Here is a 24,434-nt window from a genome sequence, read left to right as displayed (position 1 = left end):
GATTTTTAAAAAAAAACGTCAATCCGCCCGGGAAATATCCTAAAATAACGGATTAAGAAACGACTCATCTTTTATCGCCATGGTTACTGTTACCGATATCGAACGCCCCACCCTTGCCCTGCCCGAAGGTCACGGCAAAGTACTGCTGCATTCATGCTGTGCCCCGTGTTCGGGCGAAGTCATGGAAGCCATGCTGGCATCGGGCATCAACTACTCCATCTTTTTTTATAATCCGAACATTCATCCGGTTCGTGAGTATGAAATCCGCAAGGAAGAGAACATACGCTTTGCGCAACAACACGGCATTGAATTTATTGATGCCGATTACGACGTAGACAATTGGTTTGACCGAGTCAAAGGCATGGAAAATGAACCCGAACGGGGCATTCGCTGTACCGCCTGCTTCGATATGCGCTTTGAGCGCACTGCGCTGTATGCGCACGAACATGGTTTCGATACCATTACCAGTTCGCTCGGCATTTCGCGCTGGAAGGACATGAATCAGATCAACGGCAGTGGCGAACGTGCAGCCGCGCGCTATCCCGAGTTGGTGTACTGGACCTACAACTGGCGCAAAGGTGGCGGCTCGGCCCGCATGATCGAGATCAGCAAGCGCGAAGAATTCTATCAGCAGGAATACTGCGGTTGCGTCTACTCATTGCGCGACACCAACCGTCATCGCCGCACTCAGGGGCGTGATCGCATCACAATCGGGGTCAAATTCTACGGTAGGCAGCAAGAAACGCTTTAAATCAGGCATTTGTCTATAAGGCATGTTGTTTGCCGCAAGCTGCGACCCTGGACGGACAGTGAATCCCGCCGCCTGATTTCTCGGCCTTGTCCAATCCATACGTGTTGCCGCCATCAAACCCGGCCCTGCTATATTACAAGAAAGGACTGAACCTGATATCGCACAGGTTCAGTCCTTTTTTACCCTGGAACACCATCGGGCAGCGCGCATCAGACGCCACCTATCTTTATTGGGCAGGTGTTGCCGCTGCATCCGTGTCGGTTGACGCCGCCGCTGCACCCGCTTGCGGCTTGCCCGCACCGCTATCCCTGGCGTTTTCCGAACCGCCAACAGCACTCTCGCTGCCTGGTTGGGTAATAAAGCCGAGTTTTTTCAACCCTGACCCTTTTGCCATGGAAAGAACCTGCGCCAGTGCTTCGTAGCGCGTATCGGCATCCGCCCGGATCCGCAGCTCTGGTTGCGGGTCTTGCTTGCCTTCGTTGACGAACATTTCTCTCAGGTCATTCTGTTCTACCGGCTCATCATTCCAGTAAATGGTACCTGACTTGTCCATCGCCAGATCGATAATGACCGGTTCCTGCTCTACCGGCCTGCTGCTGACCTGAGGCAGATCGATCTTGATCGAATGCGCCATCAGCGGCGCTGTAATGATAAAGATCACCAGCAGTACCAGCATCACGTCAATCAGCGGCACCATATTGATTTCGGTCATGGGGCTGGCCGAACCGTTTTTCTGATCAAAACTTCCAAAAGCCATGGCTATCTCCTGTGTGACTAACGACCGCCGCCGCCACGCAAACTGCGTACTTTGGGGTTCTGGCTTTCAAATTGCTGGCCGGTTGTCACAAATGCGTACAGATCGTGGGCGAATGCGTCCAGACGAGCGAGCATCACGCGGTTGCGGCGAACAAAGGCGTTATAGGCCAGCACCGCCGGAATGGCAACAGCCAGGCCAAGGCCGGTCATGATCAGCGCCTCGCCTACCGGCCCGGCGATTTTGTTGATGGTAACGCCGGCTTCCGCCATGCCGATACCGATCAGGGCGTGGTAAACACCCCATACCGTTCCGAACAACCCGACAAACGGCGCAGTCGAGCCAATGGAGCCCAGGACTGACAGTCCGTTCTCGGCCTGAGCCGTTTCCTCATCAATCACTTTTTTCATGCGGCGGGCGACAAACTCCGCATTGGTACCCAGTTCGGCCAGATTGCTTGCGCCATAACGGCTGTGATGATCGCGCGCATGAAGGGCCTGGTCGGCAAGGCGCGAGAACGGATCGCGGGCACCGAACTTATGCAGATCCTGATCAACCTGATCCAGAGACTGCGAACTCCAGAAGCGTTGCAGGAACCGGTTTCCCTTGCGCGTTCCACTGATATTCATTAATACCTTGACCACGATCAGGTACCAGGTAACCAGTGCCATCAGAACAAGAATACCGAACAGGGATTTGCCGACAATATCGCTCTGCATTAGAAAATCCATAATGCCGGGGTTCTGCGGCGTAGTTTCCGTTGTCGCCTGAGCAAGGGCGAGCAATGTGGATGACAGCCAGGGGGTAGTCATGATTAATACATTCCTTTATTGAAAAACAATAGGTATATCGGCGATGGAGTCCCGGGGAACGCCATTTTCTGAATAGGGTTTGAAACGGGCGCGTCGTACCGCTCTCAGAGCCGCATCATTGAGCGAGTCATAGGGTAATGCCTGGCGCAGTGTCGCGCTTTTGACCGTACCAGCCGTTGAGATATGCACCCGTACGATAACAGTTCCCGATTCGCCACGCATTTTTGCTGCGCGCGGATAGGTCGGTTTAGGCTTGACCAGATAACTGACCGACGACACGACCTTGGGGGCCTGATTGGTCTGGCCGCCCGAAGGCTTGGCACTCGCACCATTGCTGACACCCACCGGCTTGAGCGAAATATTGCGATCAATCTTGATATTGGACAGATTGTTTGCAGGCTTGACCGCCGGTTTCGGTTCAGGCTTGGGTTTTGGCTTGGGCTTGGGCTTGGGCTTCGGTTTGGGTTTAGGCTTGGGCTTCGGTTTGGGTTCCGGCTTTGGCTCGGGTTTAGGTTCTATGACAGGCTTGGGTTCTGGCTTGAGCTCGTATACGGGCTCCGGCACAGGCTCTGGAGGTGGAATAATTTCTTCCTGAACCGGCTCAGGTTCAGGCTCAGGTTCAGGCTCAGGTTCAGGTTCAGGTTCAGGCTGGGGTTCCGGCTCGGGCTCAGGTTGTACCTCTGGTTCGGGGGCCGGCGCCAGTTCTTCCCCTTTCGGAGGTGGACGTACCGGTTCGTCGATAATCGTTACCATTACCGGGGTATCGGTCGCTTTGACAATGGGTGGCGTCAGATCCAGAGTGCCAAGCCAGGCCGCGCCTGACATTAATGCCAGCGCTGCAGCCAGGCCGGTGAGCCGAAAGCTCAGAGGAACTGCCGCGGGGGAATTTGATCCGTTAAACATGCTCAACATACGTGCCTTGTGCAGGCAATTACAGCAGACAACGCTTGAGGCGGGAACCGCATCCAGCGAAAAAACATTAGACAATATGAATGAAGTCAATGTTCATCTGCAGGTCAGCCTGTTATTGTAATAATAACTATTCTCATTTTCAATAAATTTCTTGAATTATGTGCACGGAGTAACGTTGAATACGTAACAATGGTTTTACAGTGTGGCTGAATCGTTCTCTGGTCGCATCTGAGAAAGAGCACACTATTTTTCATGGCCGGCACGCCAGGCAGGCGCAGCGCAGCATTTGCGTCTTTTTTTGTATCCTTATATAACAATGACGAAATTGGACACTATTTCGACTGAAATTTGTTGTTACTAGACCACAAACCGTCAGATACAGACGAAAAAATACCGCCCGTGGGCGGTATTTTCAGCACAGCGCAAATAAATTATTTGGCTGAAACTTCTTTAGCTTGAGGACCTTTAGGACCTTCAGCAACCACGAAAGTCACTTCCTGGTTTTCCTGCAGTGATTTGTAGCCTGTACCGATAATGTCTGTGTGGTGCACAAACAGATCTTTACCACCTGAGGCGGGCTTGATGAAACCAAAGCCTTTCTCGTTATTAAACCACTTTACAATTCCTGATTCTGTCGACATGTCGATTTCCTGATGTATAAAAAAAACTGAGATAAAATCCTATCTCTTGGGACAAGACTTCAAGGAGACGACACATGCAAACAGTACCGCTGTAACCAGAAGCCTATTTCGTTTAACCGAAGCACGGCTTCCTTTAACTTGAATATCTTATGTGTGACACTATGTCGGTAAAAAGAACCTGTGTCAATGAATATTTATGCGCTGGCGTCAATACAACTGTCATTAAATTTTAATTTATATAAAAATAGCCCGGGAGACACCCGGGCTATTTAGACAGCAAAGTAGCGGCTTTAGCCCGCAATATCACTGTTTTCGCGGCTGAACAAAAAAACGCCGTCCTTTACATCGACCAACACGGTGTCGCCCGGACCAAATTCTCCCTCGAGAATTTTTCTTGCCATGGCGTTTTCCACGTGTTGCTGAATTGCACGTTTCAACGGCCTTGCCCCGAATACCGGATCGAAACCGCTTTTTGCCAGCAGTGCCAGTGCTGCATCTGAAATATGCAAATGCATATCCTGACCCGCCAACCGAGCTGCCAGACGATCCAGTTGAATCCGCGCAATAGAGGAGATCTGCGCGCTATCCAGCGAATGAAATACCACCACTTCGTCAATACGGTTCAGAAATTCAGGCCGGAATGCCTGTTTCACGTCTTCCCAGACTACTTCCTTGATCGCTTCGTAAGACTCCCCAGCCATACTCTGAATATGATGCGAACCCAGGTTCGAGGTCATCACAATCACGGTATTGCGAAAGTCTACCGTTCGCCCTTGTCCGTCGGTCAGCCGGCCATCATCAAGCACCTGCAACAGGATATTGAACACGTCAGGATGGGCCTTTTCCACTTCATCAAGCAAAATGACGCTATAAGGCTTGCGACGCACCGCTTCGGTCAGGTACCCGCCCTCTTCATAACCGACATAGCCCGGAGGCGCCCCGATCAGGCGTGCCACGGAATGTTTCTCCATGAACTCGCTCATATCAATACGCACCAGGTGGTCTTCGGAATCGAACAGGAAGCCGGCCAAGGCCTTGGTCAGCTCAGTTTTGCCGACGCCGGTTGGCCCCAGAAACAGGAAGGATCCATAAGGCCTTGACGGATCCGACAGGCCGGCGCGCGAACGCCGGATTGCATCGGAAACCAGCGTAACCGCCTCGTCCTGGCCTACCACACGTTTATGCAGGAAACCTTCCATGCCAAGCAGTTTTTCACGCTCGCCCTGCATCATTTTGGATACCGGGATGCCGGTCGCGCGAGAAACCACTTCTGCAATCTCTTCGGCCCCGACTTCGGTACGCAGCAGGCGTGGCTTGGCCTTGCTGGACTCTTCTGATTCTGCAGCCTTCAGACGACCTTCCAGTTCCGGCAGGCGACTGTATTGCAATTCGGCCAATTGTTCATACTGGCCCTTGCGCTGAAACTCAGCCATTTGCGCCCGGACCTTCTCGATTTCTTCCTTGATCGACTGCGCACCCTGCACCGCCGCTTTCTCGGTTTTCCAGATCTCTTCGTAGTCGTTGTACTCGCGCTGCAGCTTTTCCAGTTCATCCTCGATCACTTTCAGGCGGCGGGCAGATGCATCGTCGGTTTCCTTACGAACCGCCTCGCGTTCAATTTTCAGCTGGATAATCCGGCGATCCAGGCGGTCCATGACTTCGGGTTTCGAATCAATTTCCATGCGGATACGCGCCGCAGCCTCGTCGATCAGGTCAATCGCCTTGTCCGGCAAAAAACGGTCTGTGATATAGCGATTGGACAGCTCAGCGGCCGCCACAATGGCCGGGTCGGTAATATCGACACCGTGGTGCAACTCATAGCGCTCCTGAAGACCGCGCAATATGGCAATTGTGCTTTCAACGTCGGGTTCGTTGATCAGCACTTTCTGGAAGCGCCGTTCCAGTGCGGCGTCCTTCTCAATGTACTTACGGTATTCGTTAAGCGTGGTGGCGCCGATACAATGCAATTCGCCGCGCGAAAGCGCTGGCTTGAGCATATTGCCGGCGTCCATCGCCCCTTCGGCCTTGCCTGCGCCTACCATGGTATGGATTTCGTCGATAAAGACGATATTGCTACCGTCATCCTGCGCCAGTTCCTTGAGCACCGCTTTGAGGCGTTCCTCGAACTCACCGCGATATTTGGCCCCCGCCAGCAACGCAGCCAGGTCCAACGACAGCACGCGTTTCCCGCGCAAGGTTTCGGGCACTTCATCATTGATAATGCGCTGCGCCAGTCCTTCCACGATGGCTGTTTTACCCACACCAGGCTCACCGATGAGCACCGGGTTGTTCTTGGTGCGCCGCTGCAGAATCTGAATGGCCCGACGGATTTCGTCATCGCGGCCGATAACCGGATCCAGCTTGCCCATGCGCGCTCTTTCTGTCAGGTCTGTGGTGTATTTTTTCAGCGCCTGACGGTTGCTTTCGCCTTCCTGGTCTTCAACGGCTGCGCCGCCCCGAACAGCCTCAATGGCCGCCTCGAGCGCTTTTTTCTGCAGGCCGGAGTCGCGCAGGATGCGCCCGGCCTCGCCCTTGTCTTCGGCCAGTGCCAGCAAGAACAATTCACTTGCAATAAATGCATCCCCCCGCCGGGCCGCTTCCTTGTCCGTAGCGGTCAGCAGCCCATTCAGTTCGCGACTGATCTGCACATTGCCGTCGACCCCTTGAACCTGAGGCAGCGATTTGATGGCGCTGTCCAGGGCCGGGCCAACGCGATTGACCGCGACGCCCGCACGCGCCAGCAGGCTGCCGGCACCGCTGTCGGCATCGCTCAGCAAGGCGGATAGAACGTGAACCGGTTCAATGTACTGATTGTCGTTACGGCCGGCAAGACTTTGGGCGTCAGCAAGCGCCTGTTGAAATTTTGTGGTTAATTTGTCAAATCTCATGATTCTTCCCATGTCATTCATTACGGCCATGCATATATGGCCAGGTTGCTTAATACATAATGGCAACTACCCACATTTCAAGATGTAATACAGCACAGTTTTTGACCAATGATAAAGACTGCCACCCAAAGAACGGTACCACAGCCGGTACAATCAAATTTTAACCGCTCCGAAGACCGTTCAATGAATTCAGGCTTTCCCGACACCGCTGCCGAGCGCGATCCCCTCGCCGCCAGTAACCTGTTGCCCCAGCGTGTCGTGTTGGATACCTGTGTGCTGATGTCCACCATTCTGAAGAACCTGCTGCTGCGTCTGGCGCAATCGGGCATGTTCGAACCAGTCTGGGCCGACTACATCGGCCAGGAATGGCGCCGCAACGCCAGCCGCGTTTGGGCCGTACCCGAAGACGACATCGCAATCCAATGGGTGGACATGCAAGCGGCCTTTCCCCGGGCCGATATGGGAATAGTCAATGAATTCGAAACGGGGCTGTCCAAAAGCGACCCAAAGGATTGGCACGTCATTGCTGCTGGCCGGGCCGCGCTTGCCCAGTTTCGCGGCCAGTCTGTCTGCATTCTGACCCGAAACCTGCGAGACTTCAACCGCAGCGAACTGCGCCTGCTTGGCTTGTCTCTGTTCGATCCAGATCAGTTTCTGATCAAGTGCTATGAATTGAACCCTGATTTGTTTATGCAACTGCTGGCCCTGATTCCCGACGATGCCGTAAAGATCGGCCGTCCCCGAGAGCCCCTGGAGACGGTCCTTAAGCGGGAACGCCTGTTCCGCCTGAACAGCCTTATTGCCCAGGACGTGAATGCGGCTGCCTGATCAAACAGCCTCAGACCATTGTTTCATGAAGGATGCTTTCCATGTGCATTATTTATTTGTCCATTGCCAAAGATCCCGACTGGCCACTTTATATCGCCGCCAATCGTGACGAATTTCACACCAGGCCAGCTCAGCCGGCCGCGCCTTGGGATGCCAATCCTGACGTTTTCTCGGGATTGGATCTGAGCGGCGGCGGCACGTGGCTGGCGATCAACAGAAACGGCCGTTTTGCCATGCTGACCAATTTTCGCGAACCTTCCGGCTTTATCCCCCAGGCCCCCACACGCGGCCTGCTGGTGAGCAACTTTGTAGATGGGGATATGACCGCAGGCGACTACGCCGCGCAGGTGTGGAAAAGCGGCGATAACTATAATGGCTTCAATCTGATCGTGGGTGATGTCAGCGAGGTTTACTACACCGGTAATCGACAGGATGCGCCACCGCAAAAGCTGACGCATGGCAGCTATATTCTATCCAATCACTTGCTGGACACCCCCTGGCCCAAGGCCGAACGCCTGCGTCGCGGCCTGGATGCGCTCACGCCCGACTGCTGTCCCGATGCCCTGCAACAGGTATTCAAACTGCTTAAAGATACGACCCCTGCGCCTGACGACGCCTTACCCGCCACCGGCATTCCGCTGGAACGCGAGCGGCTGCTGAGCAGCCCTTTCATCATCAGCGAGAATTACGGCACCCGTTGCTCCTCCATTATTGCGGTCAATCGCGCTGGCTGCGCCACCTTCAGCGAACTGACCTACGCGCCCGACGCCAGCGAAACGGGACGTCGTGACTGGAGCTTCTCCATGCACACTGCCTACCACTACTGATTGCGCAGTCCGTCACCATTCGAAGGTACAATGACCGGATTGTTCATTCAACCAGACTCAAGACGCACAAGCCATGGATCGCTTCACCCAACTGGAAAGTTTTGTCGCAGTTGCCACGCTTGGCACCCTGTCGGCTGCCGCTAAGCAGCATAGCATCGCCCCTGCGATGATGGGCCGCCGTATCGATGCGCTGGAAGAGCGCCTTGGGGTGAAACTGCTGATTCGTTCCACTCGCAAGCTCACCCTCACGCCTGAAGGCCACGCCTTTGTCGAAGAAGCCCAGCGCATCCTCAAGGATTTGGCAGAAACCGAGAGCCAGATAACGCAGGGCAAGGTAAAAATTGCCGGTCCCTTGCGATTGACCGCGCCTGCCGGTTTCGGCCGACAGCATGTGGCGCCGCACATACCGGATTTTTGCCTGCTCCATCCCGACATCCGCGTCACACTGGATCTGACCGACAGAATCATCGACATGTTCGAAGAGCAATATGACTGCGCCATCCGCATCGGCGACCTGCCAGACTCCCAACTAATCGCATTAAAGCTGGCTGAAAACCGCCGGGTGGTGGTCGCCTCGCCCGCATATCTGAAGCGGCAAGGCACACCCAAGGTACCCGCTGATCTGGTCAAACATGAATGTCTCTCCTTCGGCCCGCAAGGCAGCCAAAGCAAGGGGTGGCTATTCCGCGAAAAAGGCAGCACGCGCGCCTTCAAACCTGCCAGTCGTCTGGCATGCTCCGATGGCAGTGTCCTGCACGAATGGGCATTGCATGGCTTCGGCCTGTCGTGGCGGTCCTTGTGGGAAGTACAGGCCGACCTGAATGCCGGTCGCCTGGTCACTGTTCTGGACGACTATGCAACCGCGCCCAACGGGATCTATGCCGTATTGCCAAACCGCAAGCACCTGCCCCAGCGCACCCGCAGCTTTATCGATATGCTCAAGCAGCACTACGCTTCAGACGGCTACTGGGACGCGGTACACACGCCGCCCGTAGCCCCGCTCTGAAGAAACGGCGCGCGCAACACGCCCGTTAGTTATTTGCCTTCAGCCAAGACGTCCTGCGGCAAATCGGTTGCATGATATTTTTTGAAGATGGTATTTAACTGGCCATTTTTCAGATTCTGGCGTATCAGTTCATTGATTTTTTCTTTCAATTCGGGATTGTTGCGGGCGACGCCGATACCCATTTTCGAGGTCGACATCACAACCTTGATATCCAGGGCTTTGGCCGGATCCTTTTTATTGAGCGCGGCAATAATGGAAGGTGCGGTCGAAAAAATATTCGCCTGTCCGCTGGTTATCGCGGTAATGGCTGTCGCATCGTTTTCAAAACGTACAATATTTGTTCCCGGTGGTGCCAGCTTGGTGACGTTCTGATCATTGGTGGTGCCCCTGGCCGTGACCACGGTCTTGCCTGCCAGATCCTTCATCTGCTTGATGGGTGCGTCCTTGGGCGCGCCTATCACAGACTGGATCACGGCATAGGGTATTGAAAAATCAATCACCTTTGCCCGCTCCGGCGTGATCGACAAACTTGAAATGACAATGTCGGCCTTATTGGTAAGCAGAAATGGAATACGATTGGCCTGGGTGGTCGAGACAACTTGCAGCGTTACACCCAGATCCTTTGCCAGCAGAGTGGCCGTTTCAACGTCCGAACCCACTTCCTTCATGGTTTCGCTTTTCATGCCATAAGGGGGCGCGCTCAGGTCGATGGCAACCCGCAACACTTTCTGCTGCATGATCTGTTCCAGGGTGTTGGCACAGGCGGGTGCCGCCGTGCCCAGCAGTGCCGTCGCAAGGGTGATTGCCGCAAGCGCGGGCTTGAGCGAATAAGTCATTATTGTCTCCTGTGTGGAATATTGTTTTCTAACGAATCAACAAAAATAAGGGGTACGCTTAATCAAGGGTACGTTTAGCTTCTTTTATAGCGAACCCGGATTACAGGCCGATATCCAGGAAGTGCTTCAATTCAGGGGTCTGCGGATTTCGCAGCATGTCCGGCCCGCCCTGTTCATGGATTTTTCCCTGATACATATAAACAATACGATGTGCGACCTTCATGGCAAATGCCATTTCGTGCGTTACCAGCACCATCGTCATACCTTCACGCGCCAGTTTTTCGATAACACGCAACACCTCCCCGGTTAACTGTGGATCCAGCGCAGAGGTCACCTCATCGAACAACATGAGTTTGGGACCCATGGCCAATGAGCGGGCAATGGCAACGCGTTGCTGCTGTCCGCCCGAGAGTTGTTCCGGATACATCTGGCTTTTCTCCGACAGGCCAACCTGCGCCAGTACGGTTTGCGCGATTTGCTTTGCCTGGCTCTTGCCCATCTTCTTGACTGAGGTTAGCGCAAGTGTGATATTGCGCTCGACGGTCAAATGCGGGAACAGGTTATAGCTTTGGAAAACAATCCCTACATCCTGGCGCAGCATCTTCAGGTCAGACTTTGGGATATCCGCGCCAAAAGTATGTCCGCATACCGTCACCGAACCCTTGTCGATCTGTTCCAGATGATCCATGCAGCGCAGTGCCGTGCTCTTGCCCGACCCGCTCTGGCCGATAATGGCAATAATTTCGCCTGGTTTGACGCTCAGGTCGATACCTTTGAGTACATGATTGTCACCGAACCATTTATGCACATTGTCCAGGCGCACGATATCGCCGGTTATCGCTTTACCGTCGCGCGATAAGGGCTGTATGCCTGCCTGTCCGTTGTCTGGCGGCACTGGTGCGCTGACAGGCAGCTCGGCTACTGATTGCTGCGAAGGCACTGAATTCATATAGGCTCCTTTGTGTAATTTTGCATTTCAGCCGCGAGATACGTTCAGCTTGCGCTCTAGCTTCAGACTGAGTCGCGACAGCGGATAACAAATGATGAAATACAAGACCGCGGCAAGCCCGAAGTAAAGAAATGGCTGGAAAGTTGCGTTATTGAGTATTTTCGCGTTATAGGACAACTCGGCAAAACCGATCACCAAAGAGGCAATGGAGGTATTCTTGACGATCTGCACCATAAACCCCACAGTGGGCGGTACGGCGATACGCAATGCCTGCGGCAAAATAACCTGGAACATGCGCTGAATACGGTTCAAGCCCAGGCACTCGGCCGCTTCCCACTGGTTTTTCGGCACCGATTCGATACAGCCTCGCCAGATTTCACCCAGAAATGCAGACGACTGAATGGTCAACGCCAGCACGGCAGCCGTCAGCGCAGGTACCGACGTAAAGCCCAGGATGGTCGGGCCGTAAAAACAGACGCCCATCAGCACCAGCAGCGGCGTACCCTGGATGGCCTGAATATAGGTAAAGGCTGCGCCACGGGCAATGGGATTGGCAGACACGCGCATCAGCGCGATCATCAGCCCCACTGCACTGGCAAACACAAACGTAAGGACAGACAGCACAAAGGTACCCCAGGCGCCCTGCAACAGAAAAATCAGCTGTTCATAATTCATATTTCAGCGCTCCAGTTCAAAGCAAGGTGCCCAGGCGACGCCTGCGTACAAAAAGCAATTTGGACAACATCCAGAAAATGGCGCGGACCATCAGAGACATGGCCAGATAGATTCCCCAGAGAATGACAAACACTTCAAAATTGCGGAACGTCATGGATTGCACCTGACCAGACACTCCAAACAAATCTTCGGTGCCCACCGCCGACAGCACACTGGTAACCAGCATCAGCAAAATGAACTGGCTAGTAAGCGCCGGGTATACACGCTCCAGGGCCGGCACCAGAATAATATGCCAGTACACCTGCAAAGGCGATAAGCCCAGGCACTCGCCCGCTTCCCGCTGGCTGCGCGGCACCGATTCGATTCCGGCCCGAACGATCTCACAGGTATAGGCCGTAATATTGATGACAAGTGCAAGTATGGCGCCGACCAGAATCGGCATGGTCAGCCCCACACTGGACATGCCGAAAATCAGAAAGTAGCTTTGGATGATCAGCGGCGTATTGCGAATCACCTCGACATAGGCACCGACCGTTTTGCTCAACCACGAAATGGACGAACTACGAGCGATCGCGCACATCACGCCAAGAATAAACCCGGCCAGCGTGGACCAGAACGACATGACAACCGTCGTACGCGCCCCTTCCAGGAAAAACTGCCAGTAGGCAAAGACAGAACTGAAATCGAACTCATAAGTCATGTCTGACCCGCTTTTGACTGTGATAAAAGTAAGACATCCTACACGGACTAATTGGTAAAACCACTTATAGAAAACCCTATAAAATGCATATTTACACCACAATTGGTTTGACCACTTAAGTTGAATCCCCTATATTGGATTTAATTTGATTTCAATTAAAAATATGACTTCCGACACACCGTCCCCATCGCGCAAAATGGCGGCAAGAGCCTATTTGCAGACCGCTGCGCAATTGCGCACGGTTATTGCGAACCTATGCATCGGTGCAGGCGCCCGCCTGCCTTCCGAAAGAGAGCTTGCCCAACAGCTGGGGGTGTCGCGGCCGACGCTGCGTGAAGCACTGATCGTTCTGGAACTGCAGGATGAAGTTGAAATCCGGATCGGATCGGGCATTTACGTAAAAAGCAGCTCAGCGCAAACCGGATCAACGGGACAGGTGGATCATGCCGGCGCCGACAAGATGCCGCGTATCGAACCCCAGCGTGAGGTTCAGGCAGAAACAGACGAGGCTGCCAGTAGTCAGCAAGCTCAGGCTGAAGATATGCCGGATGATGCTCCTAATGGCGCTCCCCTGGCCCATGCGGCCCTGATGCTGCATAGCATTGCAGAAGACAGCCCGAAAGAGGTCAACCAGATGCGCTATTTTCTGGAATCTGCCGTAGCTGCAGAAGCGGCCCGTTTCATGTCGCCCGGCCTGCGTAAAAAACTCAGAAAAAGCCTGACCGACATGCAGGCGGCCTTGGCGCAAAACGATCTATCCACCAATGCCCGCATGGCCCATGCAGATCGACTTTTTCATACAATACTGGCGCAAAGTACAGACAATCAACTGGTCATACAGACCATTACCAGCCTGTTCGACCAGCGCTACCGGCCGATTGCCCGCACCATGCACCGGCATTTTGACGATCAGCAGGCCTGGCTGGCGGCCATGCAGGAGCATGAGTACATCTGCCTGGCCATTGAAGAGCGCGACCCGTTGCAGGCGCAGGCCGCCATGCAACGCCATTTGACCCGCGCTCATCAGCGCCTGATGGCCATCATTGGCTAAAACAACATCCATTATTTCAAAGCGAAATCCAGAGGAACTCAATGAAGAAGACCATACGACTGCATGCCAATGATAATGTCATTATTGCAACTGAACAGCTGATGCAGGGCAACACAGAGGACGGGATCGCCATCCTCGGGCTGGTTCCAGCCGGACACAAGATCGCTACCGTGGATATCGCAAAAGACAGCCCGGTTCGCCGCTACAACCAAATCATTGGCAAGGCGACACGCGACATTCGCGCTGGCCAGCATGTCCATACACACAACATGACCATGATGGACTTCGAGCGTGATTACGATTTCGGCTCTCATGCAAAGGATGTGCCAGTCAACGAAAATACCGACCAGTTCATGGGTTACGTCAGGCCAGATGGCCGGGTTGCAACACGTAACTTCATCGGCATTCTCACCTCTGTCAACTGTTCGGCGACCGCTGCCAAAGCCATTGCAGACCATTTTCGCCGCGATATCAACCCCGCAGCGTTAGCGGACTTTCCCAACGTTGACGGTGTGGTCGCCCTGCCCCATGCCACCGGCTGTGGTCACGCAGCCGAGGGGCTGTTTGTGGAAACCCTCAGGCGCACCCTGGTCGGCTACGCAAAACACCCCAACTTTCATTCGGTGCTGATGGTCGGCCTGGGCTGTGAATCCAATCAGATCTCGGCGATTCTTGCGTCCGGCAACATGAAGGAGAGCGTCAACCTGCAAACCTTTACCATTCAGGATACCGGCGGCACCGCGAAAACCGTCGCCAAAGGCATTGCGGTGGTCAAATCCATGCTACCTGCCGCCAATGAAGTCCAGCGTGAGCCGGTCTCCGCATCGCATCTTACCGTGGGCCTGCAATGTGGCGGCTCTGACGGCTATTCCGGTATTACTGCAAACCCGGCGCTGGGTGCGGCGGTTGATCGCCTGGTGCGCGCCGGCGGTACCGCCATTCTTTCCGAAACGCCCGAGATTTATGGCGCAGAGCATCTACTGACCCAGCGCGCCGTCAGCCGCGAAGTTGGGGAAAAACTGGTAGCCCGGATCAAGTGGTGGGAAGATTATTGCGAACGCAATTTTGCCGAAATGAATAACAATCCGTCTGCCGGCAACAAGGCTGGCGGGCTGACGACCATTCTGGAAAAATCACTGGGCGCAGTTGCCAAGGCTGGCACCACCAATCTTAATGACGTTTACGAGTATGCGCAGCCCGTTACGGCAAAAGGCATGGTGTTCATGGATTCTCCCGGTTTTGACCCGGTATCGGCCACCGGACAGGTCGCCTCGGGCGCCAATCTGATTTGTTTTACAACAGGTCGCGGCTCGGCTTACGGCTGTACACCCTCGCCTTCGCTCAAGCTGAGCACCAACAACGCCTTGTGGCAGCGCCAGGAAGAAGATATCGATATCAACTGCGGCACGATCATCAGCGGTGAAGAAACGGTAGACAGCCTGGGTGAAAAAATCTATCGCATGATGCTGGACTCGGCATCCGGCAAAAAAACCAAAAGCGAATTGCATGGCTATGGACAGAACGAGTTTGCCCCATGGCCGTTGGGTGTGACAATGTAGGTACCAGCAACAAGGGGTTCAGCAATAAAGGCGTGAGCAAGCAATACATGGCGGTTGGCAGTCTACCTGCCGCCATGTATTGACCCTAAAAGCGCGCGACGTTGCCGCAGTACGACGTCACGGTCAGGGCCGTTATGTGACAGCGATAGCAAAGCAGGTGGTATTTCTCTTCGACATCGGCAGCCCATGGCGCGCCATGCTGCGTCATTGCTGCCACCTGAGACCGTCAAGCCATCGAGCTTAATCGAGCCATTCCTGAACCATGACTTCTATCGTAATACACACGGGTGAGCCGCCTTTGATAAATCTGCCGGCAAACACTTGGCCTGCATTGTTGGCCACAATCCCGTAGAGCTCCACTTCGGTTTTTCCTTCACGATCACGGCGCACGTGTCCGTTCATGCTCAGAATTTCCACCGCGAAGCCTTCCACATTGATACTGCGCAGCACGCCTTCATCGGTCATGATTTCCAGACTGGACTTGAACAGACTGCCAAGCCCGCCTTTGATAACGCCCTGAGCAATTTCGTGCTCGCGACAGATGTCCTCCATGCCGGTGATCAGATCGTCATTACAGAAAAACCGGGCATTGACCACACGCCCTACCCGGCAGTGCCTGATACTGGATTCCATACGTCTGTTCCTTTGCCGTTCTGGGCCAAACTTCAGCGCTCGTGCGCAGCAGACACCACAGCACGATCTGCAATGCCACCAATATGCTCTGCCAATTGCGGATGAAATACATACATACCGGAAGTGGCGTCCAGTCTGGCGACAAATTCGATCTCGCTTGTCGCCGTCACATAAATGCGTATCCCTGTCTGCCCCACGATGCATTGCTGCGTGTCCAGATGGCCGCCCTGTGTCTGGCCATTGCCGGTCACAAGACAACCATGGCAATGCAGCAGGGGCTTGTCGTCCCTATCCTTTCCGTATATGCCCATGGCTGAGATCAGTGTTGCATGGCCGGTGTGGTTAGGCGCACCATATTGCGCAATGCGCTTGCCAGCCGGATCAGGATATCCGGTATAAAAAATGGCAGAACGAAGATGCCCGCCCATCAAATCCAGATGCGCGCTTTGAATGTCGTACTGTGCGAAGGCGGCAGATACCCACTCCCAGAGCGATGCGCCTTCGGGCACATCAAGCACCCAGTTGCTTTGGCCCTGCCGGGCCAGAGATAGCACTCTTGAGTTAAGCCGTTGCATCATCCTGCACCATGCGTCGCAAGTCTTTTTTGACAATTTTCCCATAGCCCGATTTTGGCATGGAATCCCAGAAGTAATATCTGGCCGGATACTTGTACCGTGCCACTTTACCATTCAGGTGACGGTTCAGTGCTACGGCATCAGTCCTGCAGCCGCTTTTGCATACCACTACCGCGACACCGGCTTCTCCCCATTTTTCATCGGGCACGCCAAACACGGCCACCTCAGAAACAGCAGTGTGCGTCAGCAAAGCCTCTTCAATTTCCCTCGGGTACACATTGGAGCCACCCGAAATATACATATCTGACTGGCGCCCGGTAATATACAGGAAGCCCTGCTCATCCAGATGGCCCAGATCACCAGTGTGAAACCAGCCATAACGAAATGCTTTCTCATTGGCCGCAGCGTTGTTGTCATACCCCATGCATACTGCCGGACCGCGCACGCAGATTTCACCTGTCATGCCGGCATCGCAGCGCTGGCCTTGCTCATCCAGGATCGCTATTTCCATACCCGTTCTGGCGTATCCGCAGGTGCCGATCCTGGCGTCAGCGGCGCTATCATCCTGCTGGTGCATATGCGCCGGCAGCACCGTGATATTGCCTGTCACTTCGCCTAGTCCGTAATATTGCACCAGCACCTTGCCCAGTTTGCGCAATGCATGTTTCTGGTCCTCCCGATACATGGGCGCACCCGCATAAATCACGTATTTCAATGACGAATGATCAAACTGGTCCACCGCCGGGTCTTCAGTCAGCCGTTTGACAATGGTGGGCACGGTAAACATATTGTCAACGCGATATTGCTGAACCAGCTGCCATGCTTCGGCGCAATCGAGCCGTGCCGAGCCAGGCAATATGCTGGCTGCCCCCCTGGCTGTATTGGCAATGGCATGAATTCCTGCACCGTGCGACAGCGGCGCGACCACCAGGGACCGGGAATGCTGGTCAATACCAGGCAGCAGATCCGCCAGATGATTGGTAATCACAAACGCCATTTGACCGTGCGACAGCACGCCGGCCTTGGGGAGCCCGGTGGTCCCAGACGTAAAGAAGAACCAAAGGGGGTCTTCATAATCCACATCAATCGCTTCGAAGCGACCGTCGCCTCTATGCTGCGCCAGCAACGCCTCGTAGCTGTGCTCGTCCTCTTGCGGCTCGCCTATGGCAATCACATGCCTGACAGAATCTGCGGCGTGACAGCAACTGTTGGCGTGACCCGCATACCCATCGTCATATATGACGATCGACGCGCGGCTCGCAGAGGCTAGATAGGCAATTTCCGCCTCGGTAATCCGCACGTTAGTGGGAACCCAGATAGCGCCCAGCTTGAAGGTTGCCCAGCAGCTTTCGAACAACTGCACGTTATTGGAGGAATGGATCAAAATACGGTCGCCCTTGTCTATGCCAAGTTTCCTTAAAGCATGAGCAAGCGCATCGACCCTGGCGTTAAGCGTACCCCAGCTATAGGTACGGTCACCATGAATAAGACCAGGCAGTTCCGCAAAACGCAAACTGACATCAGTCAGAAAGTTACCAATATTTTTTACCGGCTTGAGCATGACACCATTCCAGATTGACCCGATACCTGCGTTTATCGCGGGATCGCGGGCATATCACACGCGCATCAGGCGCGCTCAAGAATACTTACATAATTGGCGACTGCCGAGCCGCCCATATTAAAGACACCGGCACGATCCGCTACCGGCAACTGCATGTCCCCCGCCTGCCCGCTTAGCTGCATGGCGGCCATGACGTGCATGGATACGCCGGTCGCTCCAATGGGATGCCCTTTGGATTTGAGACCACCCGACGGGTTCACCGGCAAGCGCCCGTCCCTGGCACTGATGCCGTCCAGGATGACACGCGCGCCTTGCCCCGGGCGGGCCAACCCCATGGCCTCGTACTCAATCAACTCGGCAATGGTAAAGCAGTCATGGGTTTCCACAAACGACAGCTCGCCCAGGCTCAGGCTGCTGTCAGCCAGCGCCTGCTGCCAGGCACGCGTTGCCCCTTCGAAAGCAATGGGATCGCGACGGCTCATGGGCAGATAATCATTGACCTGCGATGTTGCAAGAAAGCGCACCTGATTGTCGCTATTGCGAACGTCATCATCCCGACAAATAATGATGGCCGCTGCGCCGTCAGATACCAGTGAGCAATCGGTACGCTTGAGCGGGCCAGCCACGAAGGGATTTTTTTCCGATTCCGTGCGACAAAACTCGAAACCGAAATCTTTTCGCATATGTGCATACGGATTGGACAGGCCGTTATGGTGGTTCTTGGCGGCAATCATCGCCAGCGCGTCAGACTGATCACCATAGCGATCGAAATAGGTTTTGGCAATGACATTGCCAAACAGGCCGGCAAAACCACCGGCAACCGTCGCCTCTTCCCTGGCATAGGAACATTTGAGCAGAACGTCTCCGATTTGCGGTGTAGACAGTTCCGACATTTTCTCAAAGCCAAGCACCAGCGCATAACGGCTGCGTCCACTGGCAACCGCATTGAGCGCAGAATGCAGCGCCGCCGAACCGGTGGCGCAGGCATTTTCCAGCCGTACAGCCGGAATGAATCGCAATGCCGGAATCGCATTGAACAACAGCGAGGACGGAAAATCCTGGTATAAAAATCCACCGTTGTAATGGCCAACGTGCAGCGAATCTATATCACTATGCTCCAGACCGGCATGGGCAATAGCCTGCAGCGCCACGTCGCCGATCATCTGTTCAGGATCAACGCCATCCATTTTTCCGAATTTCGAATGGGCCCAGCCCGTCATTGACACACGCATTACAATCGACTCCCTTAAATTGAAACTATGACAGTTGACATAAGCAGTCAATGTCCGATAATGCCTGCAGCCAGAAAACCGCCATCGACCGGAATCACATGACCGTTGATATATGATGCAGCCTCGGACGCCAGGAACAGGCAGACCTGGGCAATTTCCTGCGGCGTACCGTAACGTCCCATGGGGATTGAGCCAATGAACTCGTCCCGGGTGGCCTGTGTATGCAATTGCTGGGTAAGCGGCGTATCCACCGGACCCGGCGCAATCCCGTTGGTCGTGATGCCAAATTCGGCCAGCTCCAGGGCCATCTGCCGCGTCAGCCCGAAAACAGCGGCCTTCGATGTACCATAGGCCGCTCGACCCCAGCTTGCGCGCTCACCACTCACAGATGCGATATTAACGATACGCCCCGAGTGCCTTTTTTGCATCAGCCGCCCAGCATACTGTGACATCAGAAATGGCCCGGTTACGTTCACCTGCATGACCTTATCCCAATGGTCCTTCGGATAATCCAGATAGGCCACAGTTTTGGCAATGCCTGCATTGTTCACCAGGACATCGCAGCGGCCATAATCGCGCTCTACAGTAGCAAAAAACTGCGCAATGCTGTCCGCGTCAGCTACGTCCAGCCTGAGAAAGCGCGCCTGTAGCGATTGCCCGTTGAGCGAAGTCTCCAGCGCCTGCGAGTCTGCCTCGTTGAGGTCGGCGATCATGGTCTGATAACCGGCATGCGCAAAAGCCTCGACAATTGCCCGGCCAATGCCATTGCCGCCACCGGTAACCACCGCGACGCGCAAATCACTTGCAGAACTATCACTCATACTGCACCACCTATACTGAATAAGGGATCAGAGCGGACCCATCAAAGGAACCCGATAGAAAACCAGGGTACAAACGCAATGACAAACGTGGTTACCAGCAGAACAGCCAGATACAGCCACATTTTTGGAATGACCTTGTCGGGATTGACCTTGCTGATCGCGCAGGCCGAATAAAAGCCCACGCCCAGCGGCGGAGCAAACAAACCAATACCCATGGCAAGAATGACCACAATGGCGTAATGCACCTCATGAATGTGCATGGCCTGAGCCGCCGGGAAAATCAACGGGCCGAACAGCACAATGGCGGGAATGCCTTCCAGGATGCTGCCCAGCAAAACGAAAAGCACAATACTCACCGTCATGAAACCGAACACCCCGCCCGGAATATGCGTCATGAATTCAACAAGCGTCGTGGAAAAACCTGATTGGGTCAGTGCCCAGGCCATGGCAGTGGCAACGCCAATAATAAGCAAAATGGCGCCCGAGAGCGAAGTCGCCTCAATCAGCATGGGATAAATGCGCGATTTGTCTACACCACCGATAAGCATCTGCACAATGATTGCGTAAATAATGACATACACGATGCCAATGGAAGCCACCTCAGTCGCCGTTGCAACGCCTTCGACCACACACACGCGGATAATGATCGGCAGGATCAGCACCGGCAGCGCCCACACAAAAGTGCGGCCAATCTCGGCAGCATTGGCGCGTTCAAGCGTATCCTGCGCGTTTTTGCGGGACTTCAGATAGCACACCAAAGCAATGGCCAGCGTACACACCAGCGCCGGCACCAGCCCGCCAATAAAAAGCGCACTGATTGATACGCCGCATACGGCCCCAATCGTAATCAGCACCAGACTGGGCGGAATGGTTTCGGTCATCGCGCCGGTGGCCGACAACAGTGCCGCCAGGTCATTTTCGTCGGCGCCCTTGCGTTTCATTTCCGGAAACAGTGCCGGCGCGACCGCGGCCATGTCTGCCACCTTGGAGCCTGAAATACCGGAGACCAGGAACATGGCGCCCAGCAGTACATAATTGAGCCCACCACGAATATGGCCCAGTATAGATGACATAAAATCAATCAGCTTGCGCGCCATGCCACTGATCTGCAGCAATACGCCCAATACCACGAACAGCGGCACGGCCAGCAACACGAGATGCGAAGCCCCTTCATCAATGCGCGTCACGACAATGGACGGCGGCACTTCCGCAATATTGACGATATAGGCCAGCGTGGCGATACCGAAGCAAAAGGCAATGGGCACGCCACTCATGACACATGCGCCCAGCACCAGCACAAAAAATACGATAAGGTTAAGATTGCCTATGTCGTACATAAAATCGGCAAAATACCAGAGCGCATAGCCCACCACCGCGACAACGGCCGCCGCAGAGATAATGTCCTGCCAGCGCGAGTGCGCCAGCAAATGGCTCAGGGCAATAAAGGCAAACAGGCACATGCCCACCGGAATCGCAAGCGCCCTATAGCCATCGGGAATATTGAGCGCCGGCGAGGTGACCACCATCTGGCTGCCGGCATGATGAAATCCGGGCCCGATCAGATACGCGGCAAACAACAGAATAATCACCAGCCCCAGTGTTTCAAACCAATTCTGGGCCCGCCTGGAAAAGCGCGCTACTACGGCAGTCAGCCGCATATGTTCGTGCCGGTCCAGCGCCAGCGCGGCGCCGAACATGCACAACCAGATAAATACAGACTGCGCCAGCTCGTCGGACCAAATAATGGGTTTATGCAGGAAATAGCGAAACACCACACCGGTAAAGAGCAATGCCGATTCGAATACCAGCATTGCCACAGCCAGCAAACCGACCAACCGCATCACTGCGGTCTTGACGGCGACGACACTTCTGGAAAGCATATGGGTATTGACGCCAGCCGATTGGCTGGCAATGCTTACATTCAAGACAGCGCTCCGGTAAATTGCTCCAGTTTTGACCAAAGCGGATCGCCAAAGGATTTCTTCCATTCTTCGTAAAAACCGGCATCCTTCAGTTTGCCACGGAAAGCGTTGGTGTCTACTTCATTAAAGACCATACCCTCACCTTCCAACGTCTGTTTGACAGTCAGGCTCAATTTGGCAAGATCGTCCCGCTCTTTGAGGCTGGCGCCCATCACGTGCTTGCGAATCACTTCCTGCATATCCTTGGGCACCTTGGCCAGGTTGTCCCGGTTCGCCAGGAACCAGAATCCATCCCACATGTGATTAGTAAGAGAGGCGTATTTCTGTACCTCATACAGCTTGGCTGTCTCGATCAGGGTGATCGGATTTTCCTGGCCGTCGGCGATATGGGTTTGCAGTGCTGAATAGGTTTCGGCAAAGTTGATCGTGGTTGGCGATGCGCCCAGGCTTTTGAACATGGACGTCCACAGCGGGCTTGGCGGCACACGCAGTTTGACACTGGTCAGATCATCAGGCGTTTTGACCGGCTTGGAGCTGGTGGTAATAATCCGGAAACCATTGTCCCAGATCTTATCGAAAGCGGTCAGGTTCGAACCCTTCTCGATTTCTTCGCGCACGGCGGCGCCCAGTTCACCGTCCATGGCCTTCCAGACCTGGTCGTAGTCCTTGAAGCCGAAACCAATACCGGAAATCTGCGTTTTGGAGATAAGCGTCCCCATGATAATGGGCGAAAGCGTAAAAAAGTCTACGGCGCCAGCACGAATTTGAGAGAGCGTGTCGGTATCATTTCCCAGCTGGCTGCTTGGATATACACGAATATCTACAGCGCCGTCCGTTTCTTTCTTGATGGCATCAACCATTTCCTTGGCACGGATATTCATGGGATGGGACACCGGCAGGTTATTGGCAAATTTGAGCCGAAAATCGGCGCGACGCGCCAGAATCACATCAGAATAGCTCAGTCCAAAAGCCGATGCCGCCGTGACAGCGGACATCGATTTCAAAAAACTCCTACGTTTTACACCAGCCATTATTCCCTCCTCCAGGACTAAATATGCTTGTTGTCTCAAATTGCTTGTTATCTCGAAATGCCTGATATCTTGACCTGGTTGCGACTCTCCTGCGAATGATCGCGCTTACCTCGCTTGCGGGCCTGGCCATCTTGTCTGTTGTGTGATCACATCTCTTATAGCACAGATATTGCATTTATTTCGATGAATTTTCAACAGGGGTATGCCCGAATTGCTCCAGGCAAAATACAAAGCCGGCTGGCCGTTGCTACCCTGCCGGCCTGCCGAAATTCCCTGTGGCAACCTGCTCACCCGAATCAAACATGAGCGTGCGCTCGGGCCAGCGCATGGCGGCAAGTCGGGTTTGTCCCTGCGCCATCACGCCGGATCGTTCCAGGAACCGGGCGCCGACACAATAATCCACACAAAACACATTACCGCATGCGCCGTGCCAGTCGTACGGCGCCACACCTGCGAACAGGTCGCGACCTCGAGACAATGCGCTGACTGGCTTGTCCTGCGGGTTGCGCCAGTAGTGCCCGATCAGGACCGGCACCGCTTCGGTATAGGTGTCCCACCAGCGCGCCCGTTGTACAAAACGCCATTCTCCCCCGCTGAACAAGGTCCCGCTATCGGCCGTTTCCACGCCGGAAGTCAACACCCGGATCGGATTGGCCATTTGTCTGAGTTCACGCATATAGGCCGTTGCTCCCAGGAAAGGGACGGCTTGCGCCTCGTCGGAAATATGCACACGCCATTGCTTCTGCTCCGCAACATAATACTGAAACCGGCTATCGCTGTGGATAACATCGTTGGTCTGCCTTTCTCGTGCGTCAAAGTATTCAACGATGGAAGTCAGCGCCTGCGAGCCGATCTCGTTGAAAGAAGGCGTATGCCAGGCCGCATGTACCACCCGCAATTGACTGTTGCAGGCGACAATGGGCAGGTTGGTGAAAAAATCCAACACGGACTGTCGCTCGGCCATGGGAAGGACGCGCATTTTGCCAAATTTCCCGTCACCGTCTGCCGTTTCATTCCAGAACCAGCTATTGCCATCCTTGCGCAGCCCCCGCAGGATATTCAATTCATGATTACCCAAAACACAAATGGCATTCCCGGCATTGACCATGCCCTGCACCAGCCTGACCACCGCAGGGCTGTCGGGCCCGCGGTCACATAAATCACCAATAAAGACCAGTTTACGCCCCGCCGCATGACGGCCAAGGCTGTCATAACCCAGGTAATGCAACAGTAGTCTAAGCGCTTCATATTCACCATGAACGTCCCCAATAATATCCAGGGACGCAGACGGGAGCGTCACGATAGGTTGGTAGGAATGGAGCAAGTTCATTGTGTTTTTACTGCCTGTGAATAAAAGGATTCTTTCAGAAATCGACACGAGATTGCACATATTCATGGGGACCAATGGGCATGATCAGGCGCAAACAAAGGCTGATTGCTCCAAAATTTTGCGCCACGCGGTTGCGATCG

The 24,434-nt window shown here is 54.3% G+C and carries 23 protein-coding genes; 6 read left to right on the top strand and 17 right to left on the bottom strand.

The genetic code is table 11. The annotated features are described in order from the left end of the window. The first annotated feature begins 79 nt into the window (after positions 1 to 79). Positions 80 to 751, top strand: coding sequence for an epoxyqueuosine reductase QueH (locus INT32_RS00150; RefSeq protein ID WP_193086724.1), 672 nt, complete (start codon positions 80 to 82; stop codon positions 749 to 751). 226 nt (positions 752 to 977) lie between these two features. On the opposite strand, the gene INT32_RS00145 is transcribed toward INT32_RS00150, so the two are convergent. From INT32_RS00145 to clpB, 5 genes are all read right to left on the bottom strand, one after another. Next, a complete protein-coding gene (locus INT32_RS00145; protein ID WP_193086723.1) occupies positions 978 to 1,508 on the bottom strand; it encodes a biopolymer transporter ExbD in 531 nt (176 codons plus the stop codon). 17 nt (positions 1,509 to 1,525) lie between these two features. After that, the gene (locus tag INT32_RS00140) at positions 1,526 to 2,317 is read right to left on the bottom strand and encodes a MotA/TolQ/ExbB proton channel family protein (protein ID WP_193086722.1); all 792 of its coding nucleotides are present in this window, start codon (positions 2,315 to 2,317) and stop codon (positions 1,526 to 1,528) included. A gap of 15 nt (positions 2,318 to 2,332) precedes the next feature. Beyond that, positions 2,333 to 3,220 carry an energy transducer TonB gene (locus INT32_RS00135; RefSeq protein ID WP_193086721.1) on the bottom strand — a complete coding sequence of 296 codons (888 nt, stop codon included), beginning with the start codon at positions 3,218 to 3,220 and terminating at the stop codon, positions 2,333 to 2,335. A gap of 440 nt (positions 3,221 to 3,660) precedes the next feature. After that, positions 3,661 to 3,870, bottom strand: a complete 210-nt coding sequence (locus INT32_RS00130) for a cold-shock protein (protein WP_014750808.1) — start codon at positions 3,868 to 3,870, stop codon at positions 3,661 to 3,663. 290 nt (positions 3,871 to 4,160) lie between these two features. Continuing rightward, positions 4,161 to 6,758, bottom strand: a complete 2,598-nt coding sequence (gene clpB, locus INT32_RS00125) for an ATP-dependent chaperone ClpB (protein ID WP_193086720.1) — start codon at positions 6,756 to 6,758, stop codon at positions 4,161 to 4,163. A gap of 183 nt (positions 6,759 to 6,941) precedes the next feature. Between clpB and INT32_RS00120 the strand changes: the two genes are divergently transcribed. The 3 genes from INT32_RS00120 (at position 6,942) to INT32_RS00110 (ending at position 9,419) form a co-directional block, all read left to right on the top strand. Next, the gene (locus INT32_RS00120) at positions 6,942 to 7,586 is read left to right on the top strand and encodes a PIN domain-containing protein (RefSeq protein ID WP_226816353.1); all 645 of its coding nucleotides are present in this window, start codon (positions 6,942 to 6,944) and stop codon (positions 7,584 to 7,586) included. 41 nt (positions 7,587 to 7,627) lie between these two features. Continuing rightward, on the top strand, positions 7,628 to 8,413 hold the full coding sequence (locus INT32_RS00115) for an NRDE family protein (RefSeq protein ID WP_193086719.1): 786 nt from the start codon (positions 7,628 to 7,630) through the stop codon (positions 8,411 to 8,413). Positions 8,414 to 8,486: 73 nt separating this feature from the next. After that, positions 8,487 to 9,419: a LysR family transcriptional regulator gene (locus tag INT32_RS00110; protein ID WP_193086718.1), complete on the top strand. Its 933-nt coding sequence runs from the start codon at positions 8,487 to 8,489 to the stop codon at positions 9,417 to 9,419. Between the two features lie 29 nt (positions 9,420 to 9,448). On the opposite strand, the gene INT32_RS00105 is transcribed toward INT32_RS00110, so the two are convergent. The 4 genes from INT32_RS00105 to INT32_RS00090 form a co-directional block, all read right to left on the bottom strand. Further along, positions 9,449 to 10,255, bottom strand: coding sequence for a transporter substrate-binding domain-containing protein (locus INT32_RS00105; protein ID WP_193086717.1), 807 nt, complete (start codon positions 10,253 to 10,255; stop codon positions 9,449 to 9,451). Between the two features lie 100 nt (positions 10,256 to 10,355). Then, on the bottom strand, positions 10,356 to 11,204 hold the full coding sequence (locus INT32_RS00100) for an amino acid ABC transporter ATP-binding protein (protein ID WP_226816352.1): 849 nt from the start codon (positions 11,202 to 11,204) through the stop codon (positions 10,356 to 10,358). 27 nt (positions 11,205 to 11,231) lie between these two features. Then, positions 11,232 to 11,879, bottom strand: coding sequence for an amino acid ABC transporter permease (locus INT32_RS00095; protein ID WP_193086716.1), 648 nt, complete (start codon positions 11,877 to 11,879; stop codon positions 11,232 to 11,234). A 16-nt stretch (positions 11,880 to 11,895) separates the two neighbouring features. Then, entirely contained in the window at positions 11,896 to 12,579 is a 684-nt protein-coding gene (locus INT32_RS00090) for an amino acid ABC transporter permease (protein ID WP_193086715.1), read from the bottom strand. Between the two features lie 145 nt (positions 12,580 to 12,724). Between INT32_RS00090 and INT32_RS00085 the strand changes: the two genes are divergently transcribed. Beyond that, positions 12,725 to 13,630 (top strand): FadR/GntR family transcriptional regulator, encoded by a 906-nt coding sequence (locus INT32_RS00085; protein ID WP_193086714.1) that lies wholly within the window; start codon positions 12,725 to 12,727, stop codon positions 13,628 to 13,630. A gap of 41 nt (positions 13,631 to 13,671) precedes the next feature. Further along, positions 13,672 to 15,189, top strand: a complete 1,518-nt coding sequence (locus tag INT32_RS00080) for a UxaA family hydrolase (RefSeq protein ID WP_193086713.1) — start codon at positions 13,672 to 13,674, stop codon at positions 15,187 to 15,189. 240 nt (positions 15,190 to 15,429) lie between these two features. On the opposite strand, the gene INT32_RS00075 is transcribed toward INT32_RS00080, so the two are convergent. The 8 genes from INT32_RS00075 to INT32_RS00040 all read right to left on the bottom strand — a co-directional run bounded on the left by INT32_RS00075 (position 15,430) and on the right by INT32_RS00040 (position 24,294). Further along, positions 15,430 to 15,822: a PPC domain-containing DNA-binding protein gene (locus INT32_RS00075; RefSeq protein WP_193086712.1), complete on the bottom strand. Its 393-nt coding sequence runs from the start codon at positions 15,820 to 15,822 to the stop codon at positions 15,430 to 15,432. A gap of 32 nt (positions 15,823 to 15,854) precedes the next feature. Next, a complete protein-coding gene (locus INT32_RS00070; protein ID WP_193086711.1) occupies positions 15,855 to 16,400 on the bottom strand; it encodes a PPC domain-containing DNA-binding protein in 546 nt (181 codons plus the stop codon). Beyond that, entirely contained in the window at positions 16,384 to 17,958 is a 1,575-nt protein-coding gene (locus INT32_RS00065) for an acyl-CoA synthetase (RefSeq protein WP_193086710.1), read from the bottom strand. The genes INT32_RS00070 and INT32_RS00065 overlap by 17 nt, the downstream gene beginning before the upstream one ends. A 65-nt stretch (positions 17,959 to 18,023) precedes the next feature. Continuing rightward, entirely contained in the window at positions 18,024 to 19,190 is a 1,167-nt protein-coding gene (locus INT32_RS00060) for an acetyl-CoA acetyltransferase (RefSeq protein ID WP_193086709.1), read from the bottom strand. A gap of 47 nt (positions 19,191 to 19,237) precedes the next feature. Next, the gene (locus INT32_RS00055) at positions 19,238 to 20,011 is read right to left on the bottom strand and encodes an SDR family NAD(P)-dependent oxidoreductase (protein ID WP_193086708.1); all 774 of its coding nucleotides are present in this window, start codon (positions 20,009 to 20,011) and stop codon (positions 19,238 to 19,240) included. 41 nt (positions 20,012 to 20,052) lie between these two features. Beyond that, positions 20,053 to 21,891, bottom strand: a complete 1,839-nt coding sequence (locus tag INT32_RS00050; protein WP_370540156.1) for a TRAP transporter large permease subunit — start codon at positions 21,889 to 21,891, stop codon at positions 20,053 to 20,055. Between the two features lie 41 nt (positions 21,892 to 21,932). Then, on the bottom strand, positions 21,933 to 22,964 hold the full coding sequence (locus INT32_RS00045; RefSeq protein ID WP_193086706.1) for a TRAP transporter substrate-binding protein: 1,032 nt from the start codon (positions 22,962 to 22,964) through the stop codon (positions 21,933 to 21,935). A gap of 247 nt (positions 22,965 to 23,211) precedes the next feature. Beyond that, on the bottom strand, positions 23,212 to 24,294 hold the full coding sequence (locus INT32_RS00040) for a metallophosphoesterase (RefSeq protein WP_193086705.1): 1,083 nt from the start codon (positions 24,292 to 24,294) through the stop codon (positions 23,212 to 23,214). Positions 24,295 to 24,434 lie beyond the last annotated feature (140 nt).

This window comes from Advenella sp. FME57 (assembly GCF_014897675.1).
GTDB lineage: Bacteria > Pseudomonadota > Gammaproteobacteria > Burkholderiales > Burkholderiaceae_B > Advenella.
The sequence above is the reverse complement of the archived record's forward strand: the minus strand, read 5'-3'. Positions and strand labels throughout refer to the sequence as shown.